This window comes from Kosakonia sp., assembly GCF_032052965.1.
Taxonomy (GTDB): Bacteria; Pseudomonadota; Gammaproteobacteria; order Enterobacterales; family Enterobacteriaceae; genus Kosakonia.
The window spans coordinates 39295-60244 of record NZ_DAMBVN010000007.1; the positions used below are offsets into that span (position 1 = coordinate 39295).

Consider the following 20950-nt stretch of genomic DNA (forward strand, 5'->3'; position numbering starts at 1 on the left):
TGCAGCGGGCGAGAGGGTTTTATGAAGCTGGAGATCACCAACGACATCACGTTTCGCAAGCTGGGCATTTTTATGACCTTTATGGACAAAGGAAATATCGCCCGCGCCGCCGAAGCACTCAATCTCAGCGGGGTCAGCGTCCACCGTGCGCTGCATACGTTGGAGGAGAATGTCCGCTGTCCGCTGTTCGTGCACAAAGGCCGCAATCTGATTCCGCTCCCGGCCGCATGGACATTACTGGAATATTGCCAGGAAGTGACGCAACTGATGGAGCGCGGTCTGAATGAAGCGCGTAAAACTGCTGGCGTCGGCCAGGGCAGATTACGCGTCGGTACCCTTTACTCGCTGACGCTGGAAACGGTACCGCGCTTAATTATGGGCATGAAGCTGCGTCGCCCGGATCTGGAAATGGACCTTACTATGGGGTCGAACGAAACACTGCTGCATATGCTGGAGGAAGGATCGCTGGATGCGATCCTGATTTCGATTTCCGAAAGCGAGATCGACCGTAACAGCCTGGAAGTCCTGCCGTTGTTCCATGACGACATCTTTCTTGCCGCCCCCGCCAGTGCGACGTTAAAAACCGACACACTGGCCGATCTGCGTGATTACCGGACGCAAAAGTTTGTTTCTCTGGCAGAAGGTTTCGCCACCTACGCCGGGTTCCAGGAGGCGTTTCATATTGCCGGTTTTGAGCCGGAAATCGTCACCCGCGTCAATGACATCTTCTCAATGCTCAGCCTGGTGCAGGCAGGCGTTGGCTTTTCACTGATGCCAGGAAGAATGAAAAAGGTCTATGAAAGTTCGGTGCAATTGTTGCGCCTGGCCGAGCCCTATCAAATGCAGCAGTTAATTGCCATTGTCTTTGCTCGCAACCGCGAGCACGATCCGAACCTGCTGGCGCTGGCGGCTGAAGGGAGGATGTATGCCCGTAGCCTGGGTGAGAATAGCGCCTGATGTTTGCGGCTGGCGCGATGATGCTGAGCAGCGGCTCACCAGGGCAAAACGTTAACGCCTGAGCCGCTTCGCCAGATGTAACGCCACCTCAACGCCGCTACGCTCCAGCGAAATACTTTCACCTTCCCACGATGCCTGTCGGGTGAGGCACGTCAGGATCCCGCCAGGCGGCATCTCTATCGCCAGTCGCGCGTCACGTTCATTAGCGGAAATCACCGCCTCCTGCCAGCGCACGGTACGCGCCATGTTCCACGCTAAATCGTCGGCAATCTTCTCCGGCTGCCATAGCACGCGCCCGGTGCTGCCGCTTAAATAGGCGCATTGCGGTCGGTGTAACGTAATGCCAGCAAAGGCCTGCGCCAGTTTTTTTGCAGGCGCCTCCAGCAACGCACAGTGAGAGGGTACGCTGACCGCCAGCCGTTGCGCTTTGCTGGCACCTTTTGCCAGCGCACGCTGCGCCACTTCTGCCATCGCTTCATCGCGCCCGGCAATAACAATCTGTGTTTCGGCATTCAGGTTAGCGATATACGCCCCGCTGCCTTCCACCACTCTTTCCACCTGAGAAAGGGTCAGTCCCATAATCGCTGTCAGCCCGTAACCCTGCGGATATGCCTGTTCCATCAAATCGCCTCGCAGTGCCACCAGCCGTAACGCGTCGCGGAAGTCGAGTGCGCCCGCAATCACCGCTGCCGGATAAGCGCCAATCGACAACCCGCTGGTGATATCCACCTGCACGCCGCGGCGCTGTAACTCCCGCGCCCAGGCAACCCCGGCAATCAACAAAGAGAGCTGTACGGCACGCGTATGTGTTAATGCTTCAGAGCTGTCCAGCGTATCAACTTCGTCACCCAGCACCGCACGGGCTTCGTCAATTTCATTGCCAGGAAGCGCCTGTAACATACCGGGACGCTGTGTCCCCTGCCCCGGAAACGTGAACAAAATTTTCATTACTCCTCCCTGCGCCAGGGGTCGCTCACCAGACGCGGCCCGTGGTTCGTTTTCAGCATTACCCGACCGTCGCGCAGCCACTCCGCCAGCGCAAAACCGCCACAGGGCGTGTCGACTTGCGTATCCGCCCGGCACAACCCACCGCTGATATGCTGTTGCCAGCGTTGCAGTTCCGCTGCGACAAGCGGCTGTGGGGCACGGATCAGCAAGTCGAGATCGCTGGTCGCATGAATAACCGGAATGCCAGTGGCCAGCGCATACCCGGTGCTACCGGTAACGCCCCATTGCCACGACCAGTTCAGCTGCGCCAGTTGCAGCGCCAGTTGCACAGGCGGTTGAGAGACAAAAGGCGAACGCAGCAGTGCCTGCGGTTCGATAAGTTGTTCCGGCGGGATCACACGGTTAACGTTTTCCGGCTTCACCCATCCCGCAGCGCGCTGATCGCGGCGCAAGCCACGCACGCCCACGGGAATCCGCCCACGTGTATCAACATCACGCCGCACCACGACCGGCAAACCGACATGCCACGTCTCTGTGACCCAGGGTTCAGTGACGCCTTCCAGCGCTTCAGGTGTGGTCAGCCAGAGAAGATCGTGCGGGCGTAATGTTGAGGTCATGATTACATTCCTGAAGTCAGTGAGATAAACAGCGGCAGCGACAGGATACACAGAACAGAACTTAGCAGCAGTACGGCTTCAGCATCCGGCGATTGCACGCCAAAGCGGTTACCGAATACCACCCCGAAGAAACCCGCCGCCAGCGCGATCATCAGGATCGCGGTGATCGCCACCGAGCCATGCAGGCCGAACACCAGCACAATCCCCCAGGCGATAGCCGGTTGGATCAACAACTTCGTGATGGTTGCCGAGATAACCATGGTATTGATGGCCAGTTTGCGAGCAGAGAGAATAACCCCGGTCAGGAACAGTGCCGCAGCCGTAGCCGACAGGCCCAGCGGTTTAATAGAGGCCAGTACCAGCTCCGGCATTTTAATGCCGATCGCGGACAGCACGACCCCAAGCAACGGCCCCCAGACAATCGGTTTTTTCACCGAACGCCACATCAGCACCGGCAGCATTGCCAGCGTGGAACCGGTATTCCCACCCGCCGCACGCGCTTTTTCACGTTCAAGGATCAGCAAGCAGAACGGTGTCATCAGTACGGAACCACACGCGATAGAAACCGCCACAGACAACGATGTGGAGGGGCCTTCGCCCAGCACGCTACCCAGAATGGGCAGTCCCAGCGCCGCATAGTTAGGCAGTGCAACGGTCAGCGTCAGCACAGCGGCATCCTGCGGCGATTTTTTGAAAACGGAGGTCGCCAGGAAGTAAATGGCGGCGTAGGTGATCCACATGGAGAGCGTGAGCACGAGGATCAGCGGCGATTGCGCGATAATGCCCGTCCAGGGTGTCTGCACGGTCGCGCTAAACAACGCGGCAGGTAGCGCGAAGTCCATCACAAAGATATTGAGCAGGGAAACATTTTTGTTGTCGACCATTTTGGCCTTTCCCGCCCAGAAACCCAGCAGCATGATGACAAAGATCGGTGCGAGGGCATGAACAATTACATAAGTCATAGAAATCACCTGTAATAAAAAAGAAATCACTTCATCCTTCGCCCTGCCTCTTTGCTGGCCGCCTTTGTTCACGCTGGTCACTGACTTCAGTAAGCGCCCAGGGATTCGCTCAGTTGCCGTCTCGATGCAAAACGAATGATTTTGTGCTTGGGTCTTGTATGCGATTTTTTTATTTTCAGTAGCGCATGAGCGCGGGTTCGCGCCCATGCATTGCTATCTGGCAGGTTTCTTTTTTTTACTTACCAGCTGGCTCTCATGCGTTCGCGCACAAGAGCGGAGCTACGGCGGTTGTCAGCACCCAGACGATTTTTCAACGAGGTGTCCTGACGAGCGTCTTGAATGGCCTGTTGCAGTGTGGCCTTTACCTGCGCCAGATCGCTGGCTGAGGGTGCATCCGGGTTGCTGATGTTCAGCAGATCCGATAACAGCCCCAGCGTGGCATAGTTGCTGATGTCATACGCCATTGGCGGAATGGTGGCGGCCAGTTTTTCCAGCGCCTCAACGGTACGCAGCGTAATGCGTGCCGCCGACGCTTTACCCATTGCATGGATCAGAACACCAGTATCGTTCAAGGCAATCAGGCGGTTAGCCTGGTAGCCGTGCGCCAGAAAGGCGCCGGACATCGCTTTACCGACGATCAAACCGATAACCGGGTGCCCCGCCAGACGCGCATTAGCATAAGCAGCGGCTGCCCCCGCCAACGCCTGGTGGATACCAAACGCTTCTTCACGACGGCCATAGGCCTGGCTCGGTACATCAATCACCGCGATGATCGGGCGCTTCACGCTGCTGTTGGCATCTGCCATCACGGTCTCGCTCACCACTTTCGCCAGCGTCCAGCCTTCCAACAGGCCGACTTCCCCTTTTGCAGCACGTGGGTAATGGTTGTTGGCATCCGGCACCACGGCGATAAAACGCACCGCTTCGCCGTTGATTTCACCGTCAGCCGCCTGCACCGACGGGCACAACCCGCTCAGGCGATGGGCATTCGGCGCCAGTTTTTCCAGCCATACTGCGCCGCGACTCATTGTCGTACTCATGCTTTCCCCTCCCCGGCAAACAACGCGCTGATCTGTTCTGCATCCGCCTGTTTGCGGGTGTCGAACTGGCTCAGACGTTGCAGATAGTCATCGTATTTATCGGTGCGATGCTTCACAGGCACGCCCCTGGCGATTGCCGAATTCATTGCCTGTTTCACCGCATTCACACCATCACCTACCAGCGCATCCACCAGCCCGCTGTGATAGCGCACCTCGCCGCCGGTCATGCTCCAGATAAACGGGCGGTCGCGAGAGTCGTACTCTTCGATACCGGCTTCCTGTTCGATGACTTGTGGGCCATTGAGGCCAAGGCGTGCTTCACGGGTGACAATCAGGTAACTGCACAATGCAGCGGCAATCGACATCCCGCCAAAGCAGCCCACCGTCCCGGCAACAATGCCAACGACCGGGGTGTAACGGCGCAGGTCGACAATCGCAGCATGGATATCGGCAATCGCCGCCAGGCCGAGGTTGGCCTCCTGCAAACGCACGCCGCCGGTTTCCAGGCACAGCACGGCCTGTGTCGGAATGCCGTTGCGGTTATCTTCCGCTGCCAGTTCCAGCGCCGCCGCCATTTTTGCGCCGGAGACTTCGCCCATGCTCCCGCCCTGGAAAGCCCCTTCAATTGCAACAACAACGGCTGGCTGACCATTGATAGTGCCTTTGGCGACAACCATGCCGTCATCCGCCTGCGGCACGATCCCCTGTGGTCCTAACCACGGCGAGATAATGCCTTCGAACGGATCGAGCAATTCACGATAGCTGCCCTGATCCAGCAGCGCCTGTGCGCGCTGACGCGCTTTGAGTTCGATAAAACTGCGATCGTCACGCATAGCTCACCTCTTCGAAAACCTGTTCGATACGGATACGCGCCACACCGGGCGTCGCGCCGAAATCGTGAATCGCCAGTGTGCCTGCTGGCAGCGTGCTGACCAGACCAAGACGGTTGAACAAGGCTTCCCAGCGTCCACGGCTGTTATCCACGGAGGTGGTGATGTCGATAGTCAGTGTTTGCCCCTGGTCGGCGGTGAATAACACCTCCATATCCCCGGAGCCCACAACGCCTGCCAGTGCTTTACCGCGTAAGACGCGGCCCGCAGGCACGGTGATCGTAATGTGTTCCATAACTTCCTCTTAATTCGCTAAGTAAGGCGACGTTATACGGTCAAGAAACAGCGTGGCGGCCAGTAAATCGGCTGCTCCACCCGGTGACGCGTTCAGCATCAGCATGTGCGCATCCAGCTTCGCCAGCGCGCACTGCCCGTCAGGGTGTGCAACGCCGCCGGCCTGCAATACTGCCGTTGCCCCCTGACGCATGGCCTGTAGCCCTTCCAGGCCTGCACGAGACAGCACGCAGGTATCACTCAGCGAGGTCATAATCGCCATCAGGGCATCCAGTCTTGCCTGCTCTTCAGTGCTGCCGCGTTGACGGCTGAGATGCAGTTGCGGCAAGGCCAGTTGCACAATGTGCGGAAACGCCTGCTGCGCTTCTTCGCGCGCACCGGGAACGCGGTAGCGATGGGTCGCACGCAGCCCTTTGCTGAAGACTTTTGGTGCCGCGTCGTCGGGTAATTTCGCCAGTTGTGCAGCGGTGCGGGCTATCACCAGCGGCGATCCTTCTCCGCCGAGCATGGCAACCGCGCTTACCAGCAGCCCCAGCGCCCAAATCGCGCCACGATGGGTGTTCACGCCATGGGTCGCCACCATCATTTGCTGTTCGCCTTCCCGACCAAGCCGCCCTATGGTTTGCCGGAGCGCAACGTTTGCCGGTTGCAACCAGCTTTGTTGCGCCAGCGCCTGAAACGTAGGGGTCAGGCTGTGCGCGGAATGCTCCATCAGTTCGAGTGTGAGATCGTGATGCGCGCCATTCCCCCGACTGTCCACCAGACCGGGTTTCGGGCTTAAACGTGCTTCGTCAATCAGACATTGAGTGGCGGTATGCGCCAGACGAAAGGCACCACCCTCAGCCGCAATCTGTGGCAGAAGTTTCATTACCAGCTCCGGAATTTCGCAGGTGGGTTGTAAAGACCGCCGGACCATTCAACGAGATCAGCCACGCTGCTTGCAGCCAGCAACGAACGGGTCGCCTCCGTGCGGCGGATGCCCATATCTTCCGGGTAGACCACTTTGCCGCTCTGGCGCAGTGCGGCGACGCGTTTTGCGTCTACCCCGAGACCAATGTCGGTAATGCCGGCAACCGCAGCGACCATCGCACGGCGCTCTTCAATACTCTCTGCGCGGTAGAGGTAAGCGATCCCCTCTTCGGTCAGCACGTGGGTAACGTCATCGCCATAAATCATCACGGGTGCCAGCGGCATACCGGAGGATTTCGCCACATCCACGGCATCGAGGCTTTCCACAAATGTGGGTTTCGCACCCGCCTGGAAGGTTTCCACCATCTGCACGACCAGCTTTTTACCGCGCTGCATTGGGTCCGGCTCGGTGATCATGTTCAGCCATGCTGGGGTGGCGTGGCGGCGACCATGCGGGTCATGGCCCATATTCGGTGCGCCACCAAAACCGGAAAGGCGACCGCGAGTCACGGTAGAGGAGTTGGCCAGGCCATCGATCTGTAAGGTGGATCCGATAAACATATCCACCGCGTATTGGCCGGCTAGCTGGCAGAACGCACGATTGGAACGCATAGAGCCATCGGCACCGGTAAAGAACACGTCCGGACGCGCGCGGATGTACTCTTCCATGCCGAGCTCGCCGCCGAAACAGTGCACGCTTTCAACCCAGCCGCTTTCAATCGCCGGGATCAGTGTCGGGTGCGGGTTCAACGTCCAGTGTTTACAGATTTTGCCCTTCAGGCCGAGTTGTTCGCCGTAGGTCGGCAGCAGCAGTTCGATAGCCGCGGTATTAAAACCGATACCGTGGTTGAGCGACTGCACCTGATGCTCAGCATAGATGCCTTTAATGGCCATCATCGCCATCAGGATATGTTCTTGCTTAATCAGACGCGGATCGCGGGTAAACAGCGGTTCGATAAAGAACGGTTTGTCGGCAACCACGACGTAATCGATCCACGAACCGGGAATATCCACGCGAGGAAGGTCACACTCGTCGTCGACCAGCTCATTAACCTGAGCAATAACAATCCCGTCACGGAATGCGGCTGCTTCTACCAGCGCCGGAGTATCTTCCGTACTCGGGCCGGTATAAAGATTGCCTTTGCGGTCGGCTTTATAACCGGCGATCAGCGCCACATTTGGGCAAAGGTCAACGTACAGGCGGGAATAGAGTTCGATGTAAGTGTGGATCGCGCCGATTTCCAGTAAACCGTCTTCCAGCAGTTGCGAAATGCGCAGACTCTGCGTGCCGGAGAAGGAGAAATCGAGCTTCCGCGCGATACCTTTTTCAAAGATATCAAGATGTTCGCTGCGACCGACGCTGGGCATAATCATATGCAGGTCGTGCACTTTCTGCGGGTTCACTTCGGCCAGAGAGCGGGAGAGGAAATCCGCCTGCTTTTGGTTGTTCCCTTCCAGTACGACGCGGTCGCCCGGTGCGATCAGTTTTTCCAGCATGGCGACAAGATCGCCAGTCGGCAGTACTTTCCCCTGCACGGGAATGGACGCCAGGCGGCGCTGTTTCTCGCTGCGCCGCGTGTTCCATACCCGTGCTGGCGTTTGCCCAGATAACATTATTAACCTCCTGATTCAGCTCATCATTTTGACTTGCTTAACACTGAATTCAGTGTGCGCTTTGGTGAGAAAGGCATCAATTAAGGAGGTCGCTAAATCATTAGCCTGAGAGTAATAATCAAAGAAACAATCTGTGATGTGGATCAGTTTCCGCCGGAAGAAAAGGATCTATGGCGGCACAGAATGTGCCGCCAGGGGAGAGCCGTTAGCGCTGGCTGGCCAGACGCTGGCGGATTTGCTCGAAATGCTCGGACTGGTAGAGCTTGCCATCAAGGAAGCGGGTTTTCAGCTCGCCGCCTTTTTCCTGCTCCCAGCTTTGTTCGTCATGCAGTTGCAGTTCGCCCTGCGCATCGCGCTCAACCCGCAACAACCCGCGAGCAGACCGTTTCAGACCGTTGTCAGTTTTCGGCTCTTTAAAAATCATCCGCCCTTCGCCATTTACCGCGCCCCAGGTCGCTTTCATGGCAAAACCAAACGTATCGCGGGTGTTGTACTGATAGGTAAACGAACCTACGCCGAACACCACGTTTGAGCTGGCAAACCCTTTCGCTTCCAGGCGGCGCAGGATCTCATTTGCACGCGCCAGGGTAATGGAATCGCCATAAATCAGGCCGACATGGGGATCCAGCACTTTGTAACCTTTGTCGTTAAGGGTGCCACCGAAGATCTCCCACAGCACTTCAACAGAGCCTTTCTCTTCCGGGCTGCGCTCGGGACGCGTGTCGTCATCCGCACCGGTACCGCAAAGGATCTCTACCGGGTCGCCGCTGTCCGGGCGAAATACCACGCGCCCTTCGCGGCCCAGGATAAGCTGTTTCAGTTCTCGGGTGTACTCCGTCAGCACACGCCAGTAATCCCAGGTATCGGAAACGATAGAGACAAAGCCCTGCGGATAAATGTCGGCAATCAGGCGACGGAAAGTTTCTATTTCATGCTCGTGTTCGCCCATGCACATTACGCTGTGCTCGGTAGCCGGAATGCTGGCGCCAATGAAGTACTCTTCACCGCCGGTATAGTGATCGCGGGCATACAGCAGCGAGGGAATGCTGTCAGTGCCTTTAAAACTCAACAGGTGACCTGCCCCCGCCTGGGCGGTGTCGTGCAGGCCCGCCATACCACGGAACGAGAAGTCGTGGCACTGGAAATCCAGGTGCGATAAATCCGTACAGGTTTTTGCCGCCCACTGTTCACAGATTTTACGGTAGTGGTGCGCAATGGTCGCGTTGGTGGAGGCTTTCCACAGTTCAGCAGAGAGCACCGTCTCCAGGTAGTTCACCAGCCAGAAAAACTCCTCGCGGGTGTTCGTGATGGTCAGGACCGGCACCTTCATCGGAACTTTGCTGCCTTCATCCAGAGATTTAATGTGCAACGGCAGATAACCCAGACGGTGCAGCGCACGAATGTGATCGACCGCCACGGCATCCCTGCCGAGATAGCTATCCATCACTTGCTTGTATTCATTCACCACTTCCTCTTCCGGGCGGGCAAAGAAGCTGTCGTTAAACAGATCGACCATAAACCATTGCAGAAACCCCTGCAGACCGAAGAACACCAGTTTGCCATCTGCCACCGGCGACTGGAAAAAACGGTCGCTGCGCGGTGTGAAGTTGGAATAGACCTGCGTCGTACCCTGCGGGTACTGCACGCGGTGCGACACTTTGTAACCGTCGATAGCGAGGATTGGGTTGATATTCATGGTGTTCTCTCCCTTAAGCGCGAAAAATGGTATCAATGTCGATCAATTCAACTCGCGGCTCAGCGAGCTCAGGCGAGGTGTAAGACGTGGTGGTATAAATAGCGTCGATACCGTTGTTAAGCAGGTTCTCCACCCCCCTGGAGAAGACGCCGTGTGTCACATACAGGCTCACGCTACGTGCGCCAGCATCGCGCAGTACCTGCGCAGAGCCGATAAAGGTGCCGCCGGCATCGCATAAGTCATCAACAATCAACACGTCTTTCCCGGCAACATGGCCGGAAACCAGCGCAAACCCGGTCAGATTGCCGCTTGCCACATCACGCTCTTTGGTGAGGATGGCGTATTCCTGAGCGCCGCTGGCTTTTGCCACGTTGTGAATTTTTTTCAGTGCACCTGCATCCGGCGCGACCAGCATCAGTTCCCCCTCACGAATGGCACAACGCAGCGTTTCACTCTGCAACAGGCAGGTTTCCTGAGCAATGGCAACGCAGTTATCGATGGCTGCCGCTGCGGCGTCGCTGTGTGGGTCGAGAACAAAAACTTTATTAAAATTCAGCGTGTTCAGTTGATTAGCGAAGACTTTTAGCGCAAAGCTATCGCCTGCGACCATATGACGATCCTGACGCGCCCATGGCAGCCAGGCCAGTTCAAGGTGGCTGATGGCGATATCGGTAACGTGACGCACGGCATCAACCAGTTGCGCCAATAACATAAAGTCATTCATGTCCCGCATCGCCGCGACACGAATACGCATGAGGTGGGCGAAGGTGGGCAACTCGCCGGTCACTTTCAGCCACACTGCACCATCCGGGAAAATACCGTGATTAAGTTCAACTTGCTGATTATCGAGAAACAACGCGATTCTGTTTGCCATCACACACCTCACTGAGCTCAATTAATGTCCCTTGGACACTTGTAATATTGTCGATGAGACACTATTAATGCAAGTTCTTTTTTCCATCAGGCTTTTAATAAGCGCTAAGCTGCTGAAAAATATTAGGATAAAAGTTAACTTGCTGCCCTTTCGCAGGCTGATAAACTTGTGGCGTGTGCAAAAAGACGAGTTAACGATGATCAGCGAAGCCGAATATCTGAACGCCTACGATGCCAGCCGTTTCCCCTCACCGCTGGTGACGGTGGATAATGTGCTATTCACCCTGCATCAGCAGGTGCTTTGCGTATTATTAGTAGAACGCGCAAGCCAGCCGCAGCAGGGGCGCTGGGGGCTGCCCGGCGGCTTTATCGATCTGGACAAAGATGATTCAACCCGCGCGACGGCGTTGCGTAAGCTGACCGAAAAAACCGGTGTTTCGCCATCGTGGCTCGAACAGCTGGATACCTTTTCAGGCCCGCAGCGCGATCCACGCGGCTGGAGCCTGACGGTGGCCTGGTTCGCGCTGATTTCCTGGGTTTCTTGCGCCCCGCATATCGAGAGTGTAAGCGATGCCAAATGGGTGCCGGTCAGCGAGTTGCCGCACTATGCGCTGGCGTTTGATCATGCGGATATTATTCAGGCCGCACTGCACCGGCTGCGGCAAAAAACGATGTACTCGCTCCTGCCCGTTTATTGCCTGCCAGAGACGTTTACACAAACACAGCTTCAGGAAGCGACAGAGATCATTCTCGGTCAGCCTATCCAGCGTAAGAGCCTGATCCGCCGTTTTGAAGCTTCCGGCATGTTTGAAGAGACGGGCGAAAGTGTACCGACCGGCGCGCGAAAAGCGCGGTTATGGCGGCGCAAACCGGGCGTCGACATTCATCTTTTTTCGCGAAATTTACTGACGGATGGCTAATATCTGCACCGGCAATCGCGCAAGTGCAGATACCCAATCATTTCACATAGCCGTCTGTTTTGAGCAGCTTGTCTAAGGTTTTAAGTTCAGAATTGAGATCATCCGTATCGTTTTCCAGCAAGGCCTGATGTTGCTGATGAAAGGCGCTTTTTAAACGTCGCATCATCTCCAGTTGATCTTCTACCGATTTTTGCCGTTGTTGAGCGTCAAGCAGTTGTTCCGAAAGGGTCTGCCCCTGGGTAACAATCATTTCAACGCCAGGCAGATAACGGTCTAAAAAGCGCCGCCCCGGTACTTCATCCCTTTTGTCTGTACTCATGCATTGCAGGATCTGGCGCGCTGACGCAGTAATCTGAGCCAGTTCAGCCAGCAGCGGAGCAGGCAGCCCTCTCTTTTTTTCCAGGCGTGCAATACGCTGCGCTAACAACTGATCCGCTTCGGCGGCCGTTTGTTGCGCTTTTTCGGCTGCAGCAAGAATCGCCAGCTGGGCGTCATGTTTACGTGCGGCCATCTTCAGTGACCATGCATACAGGAGATAGCCGACAAAGAGCAACGCAAAGAATCCAAGGTAGACGGGGTGCGCGCTGTAATCATAGATCTGCCGGTATAACGATACAGACAGAATCATTAATAACAGATACAGCACATGGATGGTGCTAAGCCGTCGCCAGTCCCGATAGAGATGCACGAGCATCGCCATCATTCCCGCCCAAAATGGCAGCGCAATGGCATCTCCCACAAAAAACCAGAAAAAGCCTGCCAACGCCCCCACAACCAGCGCTATGCGATCAAAGAACAGCGTGCGGCCCAGCAGAATAAAACCAAACCAGTTCACCACCGCGAAGCAGGTTGCGAGTCCCCCCACATCTTTCCCCAATTCGCTATCCACCTGCGTAGCGAAACGGGCTGAATAGGCGGAATATAAGAGGCCCGCGATAAACGTGAATAACCGGGCGGAGATACGGTTCAAACGGTTGCTGTAATAGGCATCCAGCCAGTGTGTGATTCTCTCGGACATGGTCTCTTCCTGCTTACTGCTGTCCCGCCGTTCCGCTGGCGATGGAGGCCAGACGGATACGCAGATCGTTTTCCATTGTGAGTAGCTCTTTTTCTACTTCAGCCCTGCGTTGACGTGCGTCAGTAGCAATTTTCACCGACTCTTCAATGGTACTCAACAACCGCGACTGCACATCGCGCAGGGTGTCGATATCCACCACTGACCGCTCCACCTCACGCGCCGTTTCCAGCGTGCCGGTTTGCAACATTTCCGCATTGCGGCGCAGTAAATCATTGGTGGTATCCGCCACCTCTTTTTGCAGTTTTGCCGCCTGACGCTGGGTTTGCAGTGACATGGCCAGCGCTATCTGGCTTTTCCACACCGGAATGGTGGAAAGAATGCTGCTTTGGATCTTTTCTGCCAGTGACTGGCTGTTGCTCTGCATCAGGCGAATTTGCGGGGCGGAGTGCATCGCAATCGTTCGCGATACCATCAAATCATGCAGGCGACGCTCAAAGCGCTGAATGCCTTCCAGCAGATCGCGCACGCGCTGCGCGTTCATCGGGTCCGATGCCGCTTGCACCTGCAACGCGGGCAGTTCATTCTGTTTTATCTGCTCCAGCTTTTGCTTACCGGCAATAATGTGCAGCGTAATTTGCTGAAAAACCTCGCGGTTACGCTCAAAGAGGGTCTCGAGCACGGAAATATTGCGCAGCAGATCAACCATCGCGTCATTCAGCTTTGCGGTGATAGTTTCTACCTGCTCAGACAGGGTCTGGTATTCCAGCAGCGTGCGCTCAATGCGGTTAAACAGCGATCCCAGCAGTGGCAGTGAGGCGAGAAAGCCCGGTTTTTGTTCAAAGGCGCTGATGTCCACCCCTTTGATTTTTTGCAGCAGTTCGGTCAGTTGCGTACCGATAATGCCCGCATCTTTTGCCCGCACTTCTTGCATCAGGGAGTCGGAGAACTGCGAGATGCTGTTCATGGTTTTTGCGCCAAAACCCAACGAAAACGCCGGGTCGTTAATATTGATCTCTTCAACAATATTCTGGATTTGCGCGTGCTCCGCCGGGGTTAAATGTTCACTGCCAGGCAGGTCATTCATCGACGGGTTTGATTGCTGCGGCGCGGCGAGGTCAAGCGAGGTATGTTCCGTCATCCAATACGTCCTCAATGGGTAAATGGCAGACAGCGGTAATGTAATGTAATGTAATCGCTGGTTTTCTTGTGTCTTTATGAAGCTGTCTGTAAGGGGTAATACGTTACAACAGCAGCAAAGTATTAAACAGCCTAATTGTTAGCAAGTATAATAACCGTCTATTAACTTAAATTTTTTATTATGATGGCAGATATTACACCGGCAAATTTCCTTCAAGATCAGGGAGAAGCGCACAATTTTCATCCGATGCCGGGTGCGCGCAATCCGCATCTACAAACGATGCTGCCACGCCTTTTACGTCGTCGCCTGCAGTTTGAACCGTGGTGGCAGCGTCTTGAGCTGCCGGATGGCGATTTTGTCGATCTCGCCTGGAGTGAAGAACCGTACCAGGCGCGGCATAAACCGCGCCTGGTGGTATTTCACGGCCTTGAAGGCAGCCTGCATAGCCCTTACGCGCACGGTCTGGTTCATGCGGCGAAGGCGCGCGGCTGGCTGGGGGTCGTCATGCATTTTCGCGGTTGCAGCGGTATTCCTAATCGCCTGAATCGCATTTACCACTCTGGTGAGACCGAAGACGGCACCTGGTTTTTGCAATGGCTGCGTCAGGAACTGGGTGCCGCGCCAACGGCAGCCGTTGGGTACTCGCTCGGCGGTAATATGCTTGGCTGCCTGCTGGCAAAAGCAGAGGATGATTTGCCCGTCGATGCAGCGGTCATTGTCTCTGCGCCACTGGTGCTGGAAGCGTGCAGTTATCATATGGATAAGGGTTTCTCACGCGTTTATCAGCGCTATTTACTCAATCTGCTGAAAGCCAACGCAGCGCGAAAATTACGCGCTTACCCCGGCTCGCTCCCGTTAACGTTGTCGGCGTTGCGCAAAGTACGCCGCATCCGTGAGTTTGACGACCTGATCACCGCGAAGATCCACGGCTTCGCCGACGCACTGGATTATTACCGACGCTGCAGCGCCATGCCGGTACTGCCGGACATCCGTAAACCGACCTTGATTATTCACGCCAAAGACGATCCTTTTATGGATCATAATGTGATCCCGGATGCCGGACATTTGCCGGCAAATATTGAGTATCAGTTAACGGAGCATGGCGGCCACGTGGGTTTTGTCGGCGGCACACTGCGTCGCCCGGAAATGTGGCTTGAGACACGTATTCCGGACTGGCTCTCTCCCTGGCTGGAGGCGAAATGATTATTCCATGGCAAGAGATCGAAACCGCAACGCTGGATAACCTGATTGAGAGCTTTGTCTTGCGCGAAGGCACCGATTATGGTGAACATGAACGCTCGCTTGAACAAAAGGTCGCCGATGTTAAACGGCAATTGCAACGCGGCGAAGCAGTGCTGGTGTGGTCTGAACTGCACGAGACAGTCAATATTATGCCGCGCGGGCAATTCCACGATTAACGGGGTGCATGGCGGCTGACTATACTGAAAATAATCATTAATTCAGGGAGTTATTATGTCTGCCAAACACCCGGTCATTGCCGTCACCGGCTCCAGCGGTGCGGGAACGACCACCACCAGCCTCGCTTTTCGTAAGATCTTCGCGCAACTGGGTATGCAGGCGGCGGAAGTTGAAGGCGACAGTTTTCATCGCTATACCCGCCCGGAAATGGATATGGCGATCCGCAAAGCGCGCGATCTTGGGCGGCATATCAGTTACTTCGGGCCGGAAGCTAACGATTTTGGCCTGCTCGAACAGACCTTCAGCGAATATGGCCAGACCGGCAAAGGTCAGGCGCGGAAGTATCTCCATACCTACGATGAAGCCGTGCCCTGGAACCAGGTACCGGGTACGTTTACCCCCTGGCAGCCATTGCCTGAACCCACAGATGTACTTTTTTACGAAGGACTGCACGGTGGCGTGGTCACCCCACAGCATGACGTATCACGTTATGTTGATTTGCTGGTCGGCGTAGTGCCAATTGTTAATCTGGAGTGGATCCAGAAACTGGTGCGCGACACCAGCGAACGCGGCCACTCGCGCGAAGCGGTAATGGATTCCGTGGTACGCTCCATGGAAGATTACATTAACTTTATTACCCCGCAGTTCTCGCGCACGCATATCAACTTTCAACGTGTACCAACCGTGGATACCTCGAACCCTTTTGCCGCGAAAGGCATTCCTTCGCTGGATGAAAGTTTTGTGGTGATCCACTTTCGTAATCTGGAAGGGATTGATTACCCATGGCTTCTGGCGATGCTGCAAGGCTCGTTTATTTCCCATATGGACACGCTGGTGGTGCCTGGCGGAAAAATGGGGCTGGCGATGGAGCTAATCATGACGCCGCTGGTGCAACGGTTGATGGAAGGGAAAAAGATAAAATAGCGTTAGGGGAACCCGGTAACGCCACGCTACCGGGCTGAGCACATCAGGCTTCTATGACTTCGTAGGAATGGGTGATGTTCACCGCCTTTTCCAGCATCAACGCCACGGAGCAGTACTTCTCCGCAGAGAGATCCACCGCACGGGAAACCGCAGCATCTTTCAGCGCTTTGCCGGTGACGATAAAGTGCAGATTGATATGGGTGAACAGACGCGGGGCTTCTTCGCGACGCTCTGAGGTCAGCTTCACTTCGCAGTCGGTAACGTCATGGCGCCCTTTCTGCAGGATAGACACCACATCAATGGCGCTGCACCCGCCTGCGGCCATCAGCACCATTTCCATCGGGCTTGGTGCTTTATCGCCTGAGTTGCCATCCATCAGGATTTGGTGGCCCGAGGCGGACTCACCGAGGAAGGTTAACCCTTCAACCCATTTCACACGTGCCTGCATTTTTCTTTACTCCGAAGTGGCAATTTTCTTTACAGATTACGCGTACATAAGAAAAGTCGCAACGGAAGGCGACCTGCGTCATGCTGAAGCGAGACACCAGGAGACAGGCGGTTAAAGCTATGCTAAAACAATCTGGATGCTACAGAAAAAATGGATGTCACGCAGACACGCCTGACATCACACTTTAGAGACCGCAGATGACGCTGACGGTCCACTTCCGAGGATTTGGAAGCGAATACACAAAGTCGAACGATAACGTGTATAGATTGCAACCCCAGGGGCAGGGTGCACATCCTGTGTCTGGTGACAGCTTATAACAGAGGATAATCGCGCATGGTGCTTGGCAAACCGCAAACAGACCCGACTCTCGAATGGTTCTTGTCTCATTGCCACATTCATAAGTACCCGTCGAAGAGCACGCTGATTCACCAGGGTGAAAAAGCGGAAACGTTGTATTACATCGTTAAAGGCTCAGTGGCAGTGCTGATCAAGGATGAAGAAGGTAAAGAGATGATCCTCTCTTACCTGAATCAGGGAGATTTTATCGGTGAACTGGGCCTGTTCGAAGAAGGTCAGGAGCGCAGTGCGTGGGTACGCGCTAAGACCGCATGTGAAGTGGCCGAAATTTCCTATAAAAAATTCCGTCAGTTAATCCAGGTAAACCCGGACATTCTGATGCGCCTTTCCTCGCAAATGGCGCGTCGCCTGCAGGTCACTTCAGAGAAAGTCGGCAATCTCGCGTTCCTTGACGTGACAGGTCGCATTGCCCAAACGCTGTTGAACCTGGCGAAACAGCCAGACGCAATGACTCACCCGGACGGTATGCAAATTAAAATTACCCGTCAGGAAATTGGTCAGATCGTCGGTTGCTCGCGCGAAACAGTGGGCCGTATTTTGAAAATGCTGGAAGATCAAAATCTCATTTCCGCACACGGTAAAACTATCGTGGTTTACGGAACCCGTTAATCGACAAAACGGCGCGCCGCTTATCCGGTGCGCCGTTTTTGTTTTCTCATGTGGCGCAGGCTGATTTATCACCCCGAAATCAACTACGCACTGCGGCAAACGCTGGTGTTATGTTTGCCTGTGGCCATCGGCTTAATCGTCGGTCATTTGCAACAAGGTTTGCTGTTCTCCCTCGTGCCCGCCTGCTGCAACATTGCAGGTCTTGATACCCCCCATAAACGTTTCTTTAAACGCCTGATTATTGGCGGCTCGCTGTTTGCAGGATGCAGCCTCGCGGTACAACTGCTGCTTGCAGAGAACCTGCCCCTGCCGCTGATCCTCACCGGCATGACATTATTACTTGGCGTGACCGCCGAAATCAGTGCACTGCATGGGCGGTTACTCCCGGCCTCGCTGATTGCTGCCATCTTTACCCTGAGCCTTGCCGGCAGTATGCCAATATGGCAACCGTTACTGATTTATGCGCTTGGTACCTTGTGGTACGGGCTGTTTAACTGGTTCTGGTTCTGGATGTGGCGGGAACAACCGCTGCATGAAACGATAAGCCTGCTTTACCGTGAACTGGCGGACTACTGCGAAGCCAAATACAGCCTGCTGACGCAGCACAAAGATCCAGAAACCGCCCTGCCACCGCTGCTGGCCCGCCAGCAAAAAGTCGTGGATATGATAAGTCAGTGTTATCAGCAACTGCATATGCTGGCCGCGAACCAGCACAATGATTACAAGCGTATGTTGCGCGTGTTCCAGGTCGCGCTGGACCTACAAGAGCACATCTCTGTCAGTTTGCACCAGCCAGAAGAAGTGCAAAAGTTGGTGGAGCAAAGCCATGCCGAGCAGGTGATACGCTGGAATGCGCAAACCGTTGCTGCACGCCTGCGTGTGCTGGCCGATGATATTCTCTATCACCGATACCCTACGCGTTTCACGATGGATAAGCAGGTTGGTGCGCTGGAGAAAATCGCCCGCCAGCATCCGGATAACCCGGTCGGGCATTTTTGCGCCTGGCACTTTAGCCGTATCGCCCGCGTTTTACGCACCCAACGCCCTCTGTACAGCCGGGATTTAATGGCTGAAACGCAGCGCCGCCTGCCTCTGATCCCGGCGTTAAAAAGTTATCTTTCACTGAAGTCTTCCGCACTTCGCAATGCCGCACGCATTAGCGTCATGCTCAGTGTTGCCAGCCTGATGGGCAGCGCCCTGCATTTACCCAAGCCATATTGGATCATGATGACCGTGATGTTTGTTACGCAAAATGGCTACGGCGCAACACGGGTTCGCATTGTGCACCGTGCTGCAGGCACGCTTGCAGGTCTGGTGATTGCGGGTATCACACTGCATTTCCACGTACCACAGGGATATACGCTGGCGGCGATGCTGCTGATCACGCTGATCAGTTATCTCATTATCCGCAAGAATTACGGCTGGGCGATGGTCGGTTTTACCATAACTGCGGTGTACACCCTGCAGTTGCTGACGCTGAATGGCGAGGAGTTTATCGTCGCCAGATTTATCGACACCGTGATAGGTTGCCTGATTGCCTTTGGTGGCATGGTCTGGTTGTGGCCACAGTGGCAAAGCGGCCTGCTGCGGCAAAACGCCCATGATGCGCTGGAAACTTATCAGGAGGCCCTCCGCCTGATCCTCAGCGACAATCCGCAGCCAACACCGTTGGCATGGCAGAGAATGCGCGTTAACCAGGCGCATAATGCGCTATTCAACTCGTTGAATCAGGCTATGCAGGAGCCGGGCTTCAACACCCGTTACCTGGAAGATATGAAGCTGTGGGTGACGCACAGCCAGTTTATTGTTGAACATATCAACGCCATGACGACGCTTGCACGCGAGCACACCATGCTTACCCCGGATCTGGCGCAGCGCAACCTGCAGTCATGTGAAATTGCGCTGCAACGCTGTCAGCAGCGGCTGGAATACGATGGGCCTGGCGAGTCGGGAGATGCAAATATTCTGGAGTCGCCGGAGACGCTGACCCACGGGCCAATGAGCACGCTGGAACAGCACCTGCAACGTATAGTGGGGCATCTGAACACCATGCACACTATTTCGTCGGTGGCATGGCGTCAGCGCCCACATCATGGTATCTGGCTGAAGAGACGCCTTAACCGTTGATCACTTTATCTACCGCTACCGCGAAGCGATTTAGCCCTTCTTCAATATCCTGCGCATCGATAATCAGCGACGGCGCAAAACGCATTACATCCGGCCCGGCATTCAGTACCATCACACCCGCCCCGGCAGCGGCATACAGGAAGTCACGCGCGCGACCTTTGTACTGAGGTTTCAGTTCCGCGCCAATCAGTAACCCCATGCCGCGAATGTCGCTGAACAGGTCGAATTTTTCATCAATGTGCTGTAACTGCTGAACGAACAGCTGCCGCTTGTCATTCACGCCATTCAGCACTTCCAGCGTATTGATAATGTCGAATGCGGTGCCGGCAACGGCGCACGCCAGCGGGTTTCCGCCATACGTAGAACCGTGTGAACCGGCATGGAAAACACTGGCAATCTCATGCGTGGTGAGCATAGCGCTGATCGGGAAACCACCACCCAGTGCTTTTGCGCTGGTGAGAATGTCCGGCGTCACACCATAGTGCATATAAGCAAACAGTTCGCCACTACGCCCCATGCCGCACTGCACTTCATCAAAGACCAGCAGCGCATTGTGCTGATCGCACAGATCGCGCAGGCCCTGGAGGAATTCCGGCGTTGCCGCTGTCACGCCGCCTTCGCCCTGGATTGGCTCCACCACCACCGCGCAGGTGTGGTCGTCCATCACCGCTTTTACCGCGTGCAGATCGTTAAACGGGACGTGGATGATATCTGCCGGTTTCGGGCCAAAACCATCGGAATACTTCGGCTGGCCGCCGACGCTTACGGTAAACAGTGATCGCCCGTGGAAAGCATTATGGAAAGCAATGATTTTGGTCTTATAAGGACTGTGGCGCGTCGATGCATAAAAACGCGCCAGCTTGAATGCTGTCTCGTTAGCTTCCGTTCCGGAGTTCATAAACACCACGCGCTCGGCAAAGGTGGCATTAATCAACTTGCGCGCCAGGCGCAGCGCAGGCTCGTTGGTAAAGACGTTACTGGTGTGCCACAGTGTTTCACCCTGAGTTTTTAGCGTCTCGACCAGCGCCGGATGGCAATGTCCCAGAGCCGTCACCGCAATTCCCGCTGCAAAATCAACGTACTCTTTACCCTGCTGATCCCACACGCGGCTGCCTTTTCCCTTGACCGGGATAAACTCGGCCGGTGCGTAAATTGGCAGAATATCGTCATCGAAGTTTGCACGTGTTACCGCGTCTTGCTGAGTTGCCATGGCTTGCCCATCCAGTTTAGTGTTGCAATGATTGTGAAAA

Annotated in this window: 21 protein-coding genes; 7 read left to right on the forward strand and 14 right to left on the reverse strand. The window is 55.3% G+C overall.

Going from position 1 to position 20950, the window contains the following annotated elements:
* Positions 1 to 21 precede the first annotated feature (21 nt).
* Entirely contained in the window at positions 22 to 957 is a 936-nt protein-coding gene (locus RTX30_RS10780) for a LysR family transcriptional regulator (protein WP_312689920.1), read from the forward strand.
* Positions 958 to 1008: 51 nt separating this feature from the next.
* Here RTX30_RS10780 and mdcH read toward each other — a convergent pair whose 3' ends face one another.
* The 10 genes from mdcH to prs form a co-directional block, all read right to left on the reverse strand.
* Positions 1009 to 1905, reverse strand: a complete 897-nt coding sequence (gene mdcH, locus RTX30_RS10785; RefSeq protein WP_312689599.1) for a malonate decarboxylase subunit epsilon — start codon at positions 1903 to 1905, stop codon at positions 1009 to 1011.
* Positions 1905 to 2522: a malonate decarboxylase holo-ACP synthase gene (locus tag RTX30_RS10790; RefSeq protein WP_312689601.1), complete on the reverse strand. Its 618-nt coding sequence runs from the start codon at positions 2520 to 2522 to the stop codon at positions 1905 to 1907. The genes mdcH and RTX30_RS10790 overlap by 1 nt, the downstream gene beginning before the upstream one ends.
* Positions 2523 to 2524: 2 nt before the next feature.
* Positions 2525 to 3484 carry an AEC family transporter gene (locus RTX30_RS10795; RefSeq protein WP_312689603.1) on the reverse strand — a complete coding sequence of 320 codons (960 nt, stop codon included), beginning with the start codon at positions 3482 to 3484 and terminating at the stop codon, positions 2525 to 2527.
* Positions 3485 to 3723: 239 nt separating this feature from the next.
* Complete coding sequence (gene mdcE / locus RTX30_RS10800; RefSeq protein ID WP_312689605.1) at positions 3724 to 4524, reverse strand: biotin-independent malonate decarboxylase subunit gamma; 801 nt, start codon at positions 4522 to 4524, stop codon at positions 3724 to 3726.
* Entirely contained in the window at positions 4521 to 5357 is an 837-nt protein-coding gene (locus RTX30_RS10805) for a biotin-independent malonate decarboxylase subunit beta (protein WP_312689607.1), read from the reverse strand. The genes mdcE and RTX30_RS10805 overlap by 4 nt, the downstream gene beginning before the upstream one ends.
* Positions 5350 to 5649, reverse strand: coding sequence for a malonate decarboxylase acyl carrier protein (gene mdcC, locus RTX30_RS10810; protein WP_312689608.1), 300 nt, complete (start codon positions 5647 to 5649; stop codon positions 5350 to 5352). Before mdcC ends, RTX30_RS10805 begins: the two co-directional genes overlap by 8 nt.
* A gap of 9 nt (positions 5650 to 5658) precedes the next feature.
* On the reverse strand, positions 5659 to 6516 hold the full coding sequence (locus tag RTX30_RS10815) for a triphosphoribosyl-dephospho-CoA synthase (protein ID WP_312689609.1): 858 nt from the start codon (positions 6514 to 6516) through the stop codon (positions 5659 to 5661).
* Entirely contained in the window at positions 6516 to 8171 is a 1656-nt protein-coding gene (mdcA, locus tag RTX30_RS10820; RefSeq protein ID WP_312689611.1) for a malonate decarboxylase subunit alpha, read from the reverse strand. Before mdcA ends, RTX30_RS10815 begins: the two co-directional genes overlap by 1 nt.
* Positions 8172 to 8376: 205 nt before the next feature.
* Positions 8377 to 9867: a nicotinate phosphoribosyltransferase gene (locus RTX30_RS10825; protein WP_312689614.1), complete on the reverse strand. Its 1491-nt coding sequence runs from the start codon at positions 9865 to 9867 to the stop codon at positions 8377 to 8379.
* 13 nt (positions 9868 to 9880) lie between these two features.
* Positions 9881 to 10741 carry a ribose-phosphate diphosphokinase gene (gene prs / locus RTX30_RS10830; protein WP_312689616.1) on the reverse strand — a complete coding sequence of 287 codons (861 nt, stop codon included), beginning with the start codon at positions 10739 to 10741 and terminating at the stop codon, positions 9881 to 9883.
* Positions 10742 to 10937: 196 nt separating this feature from the next.
* On the opposite strand from prs, the gene RTX30_RS10835 reads away from it, so the two are divergent.
* A complete protein-coding gene (locus RTX30_RS10835; protein ID WP_312689922.1) occupies positions 10938 to 11660 on the forward strand; it encodes an NUDIX domain-containing protein in 723 nt (240 codons plus the stop codon).
* A gap of 37 nt (positions 11661 to 11697) precedes the next feature.
* On the opposite strand, the gene RTX30_RS10840 is transcribed toward RTX30_RS10835, so the two are convergent.
* Together RTX30_RS10840 and RTX30_RS10845 are read right to left on the reverse strand one after the other, a co-directional pair.
* Positions 11698 to 12678: a 5-bromo-4-chloroindolyl phosphate hydrolysis family protein gene (locus RTX30_RS10840; RefSeq protein WP_312689618.1), complete on the reverse strand. Its 981-nt coding sequence runs from the start codon at positions 12676 to 12678 to the stop codon at positions 11698 to 11700.
* 13 nt (positions 12679 to 12691) lie between these two features.
* On the reverse strand, positions 12692 to 13816 hold the full coding sequence (locus tag RTX30_RS10845) for a toxic anion resistance protein (RefSeq protein WP_312689620.1): 1125 nt from the start codon (positions 13814 to 13816) through the stop codon (positions 12692 to 12694).
* Between the two features lie 183 nt (positions 13817 to 13999).
* Here RTX30_RS10845 and RTX30_RS10850 point away from each other — a divergent pair, with 183 nt between their 5' ends.
* Genes RTX30_RS10850 through RTX30_RS10860 form a run of 3 tightly spaced genes read left to right on the forward strand, consistent with a single transcriptional unit; the run spans position 14000 to position 16159 of the window.
* A complete protein-coding gene (locus RTX30_RS10850; protein WP_312689923.1) occupies positions 14000 to 15019 on the forward strand; it encodes a hydrolase in 1020 nt (339 codons plus the stop codon).
* Entirely contained in the window at positions 15016 to 15234 is a 219-nt protein-coding gene (locus tag RTX30_RS10855) for a YheU family protein (protein ID WP_312689621.1), read from the forward strand. The genes RTX30_RS10850 and RTX30_RS10855 overlap by 4 nt, the downstream gene beginning before the upstream one ends.
* Positions 15235 to 15289: 55 nt before the next feature.
* Positions 15290 to 16159 (forward strand): phosphoribulokinase, encoded by an 870-nt coding sequence (locus tag RTX30_RS10860; protein ID WP_312689622.1) that lies wholly within the window; start codon positions 15290 to 15292, stop codon positions 16157 to 16159.
* A 43-nt stretch (positions 16160 to 16202) separates the two neighbouring features.
* On the opposite strand, the gene RTX30_RS10865 is transcribed toward RTX30_RS10860, so the two are convergent.
* Entirely contained in the window at positions 16203 to 16607 is a 405-nt protein-coding gene (locus tag RTX30_RS10865; protein ID WP_086872663.1) for an OsmC family protein, read from the reverse strand.
* Between the two features lie 333 nt (positions 16608 to 16940).
* Between RTX30_RS10865 and crp the strand changes: the two genes are divergently transcribed.
* The gene (gene crp / locus RTX30_RS10870; RefSeq protein WP_000242758.1) at positions 16941 to 17573 is read left to right on the forward strand and encodes a cAMP-activated global transcriptional regulator CRP; all 633 of its coding nucleotides are present in this window, start codon (positions 16941 to 16943) and stop codon (positions 17571 to 17573) included.
* A 48-nt stretch (positions 17574 to 17621) separates the two neighbouring features.
* Positions 17622 to 19700 carry a YccS/YhfK family putative transporter gene (locus RTX30_RS10875; RefSeq protein WP_312689630.1) on the forward strand — a complete coding sequence of 693 codons (2079 nt, stop codon included), beginning with the start codon at positions 17622 to 17624 and terminating at the stop codon, positions 19698 to 19700.
* Here the strand turns inward: RTX30_RS10875 and RTX30_RS10880 are convergent.
* Positions 19690 to 20910 (reverse strand): aspartate aminotransferase family protein, encoded by a 1221-nt coding sequence (locus RTX30_RS10880; RefSeq protein WP_312689632.1) that lies wholly within the window; start codon positions 20908 to 20910, stop codon positions 19690 to 19692. The genes RTX30_RS10875 and RTX30_RS10880 overlap by 11 nt on opposite strands.
* Positions 20911 to 20950 lie beyond the last annotated feature (40 nt).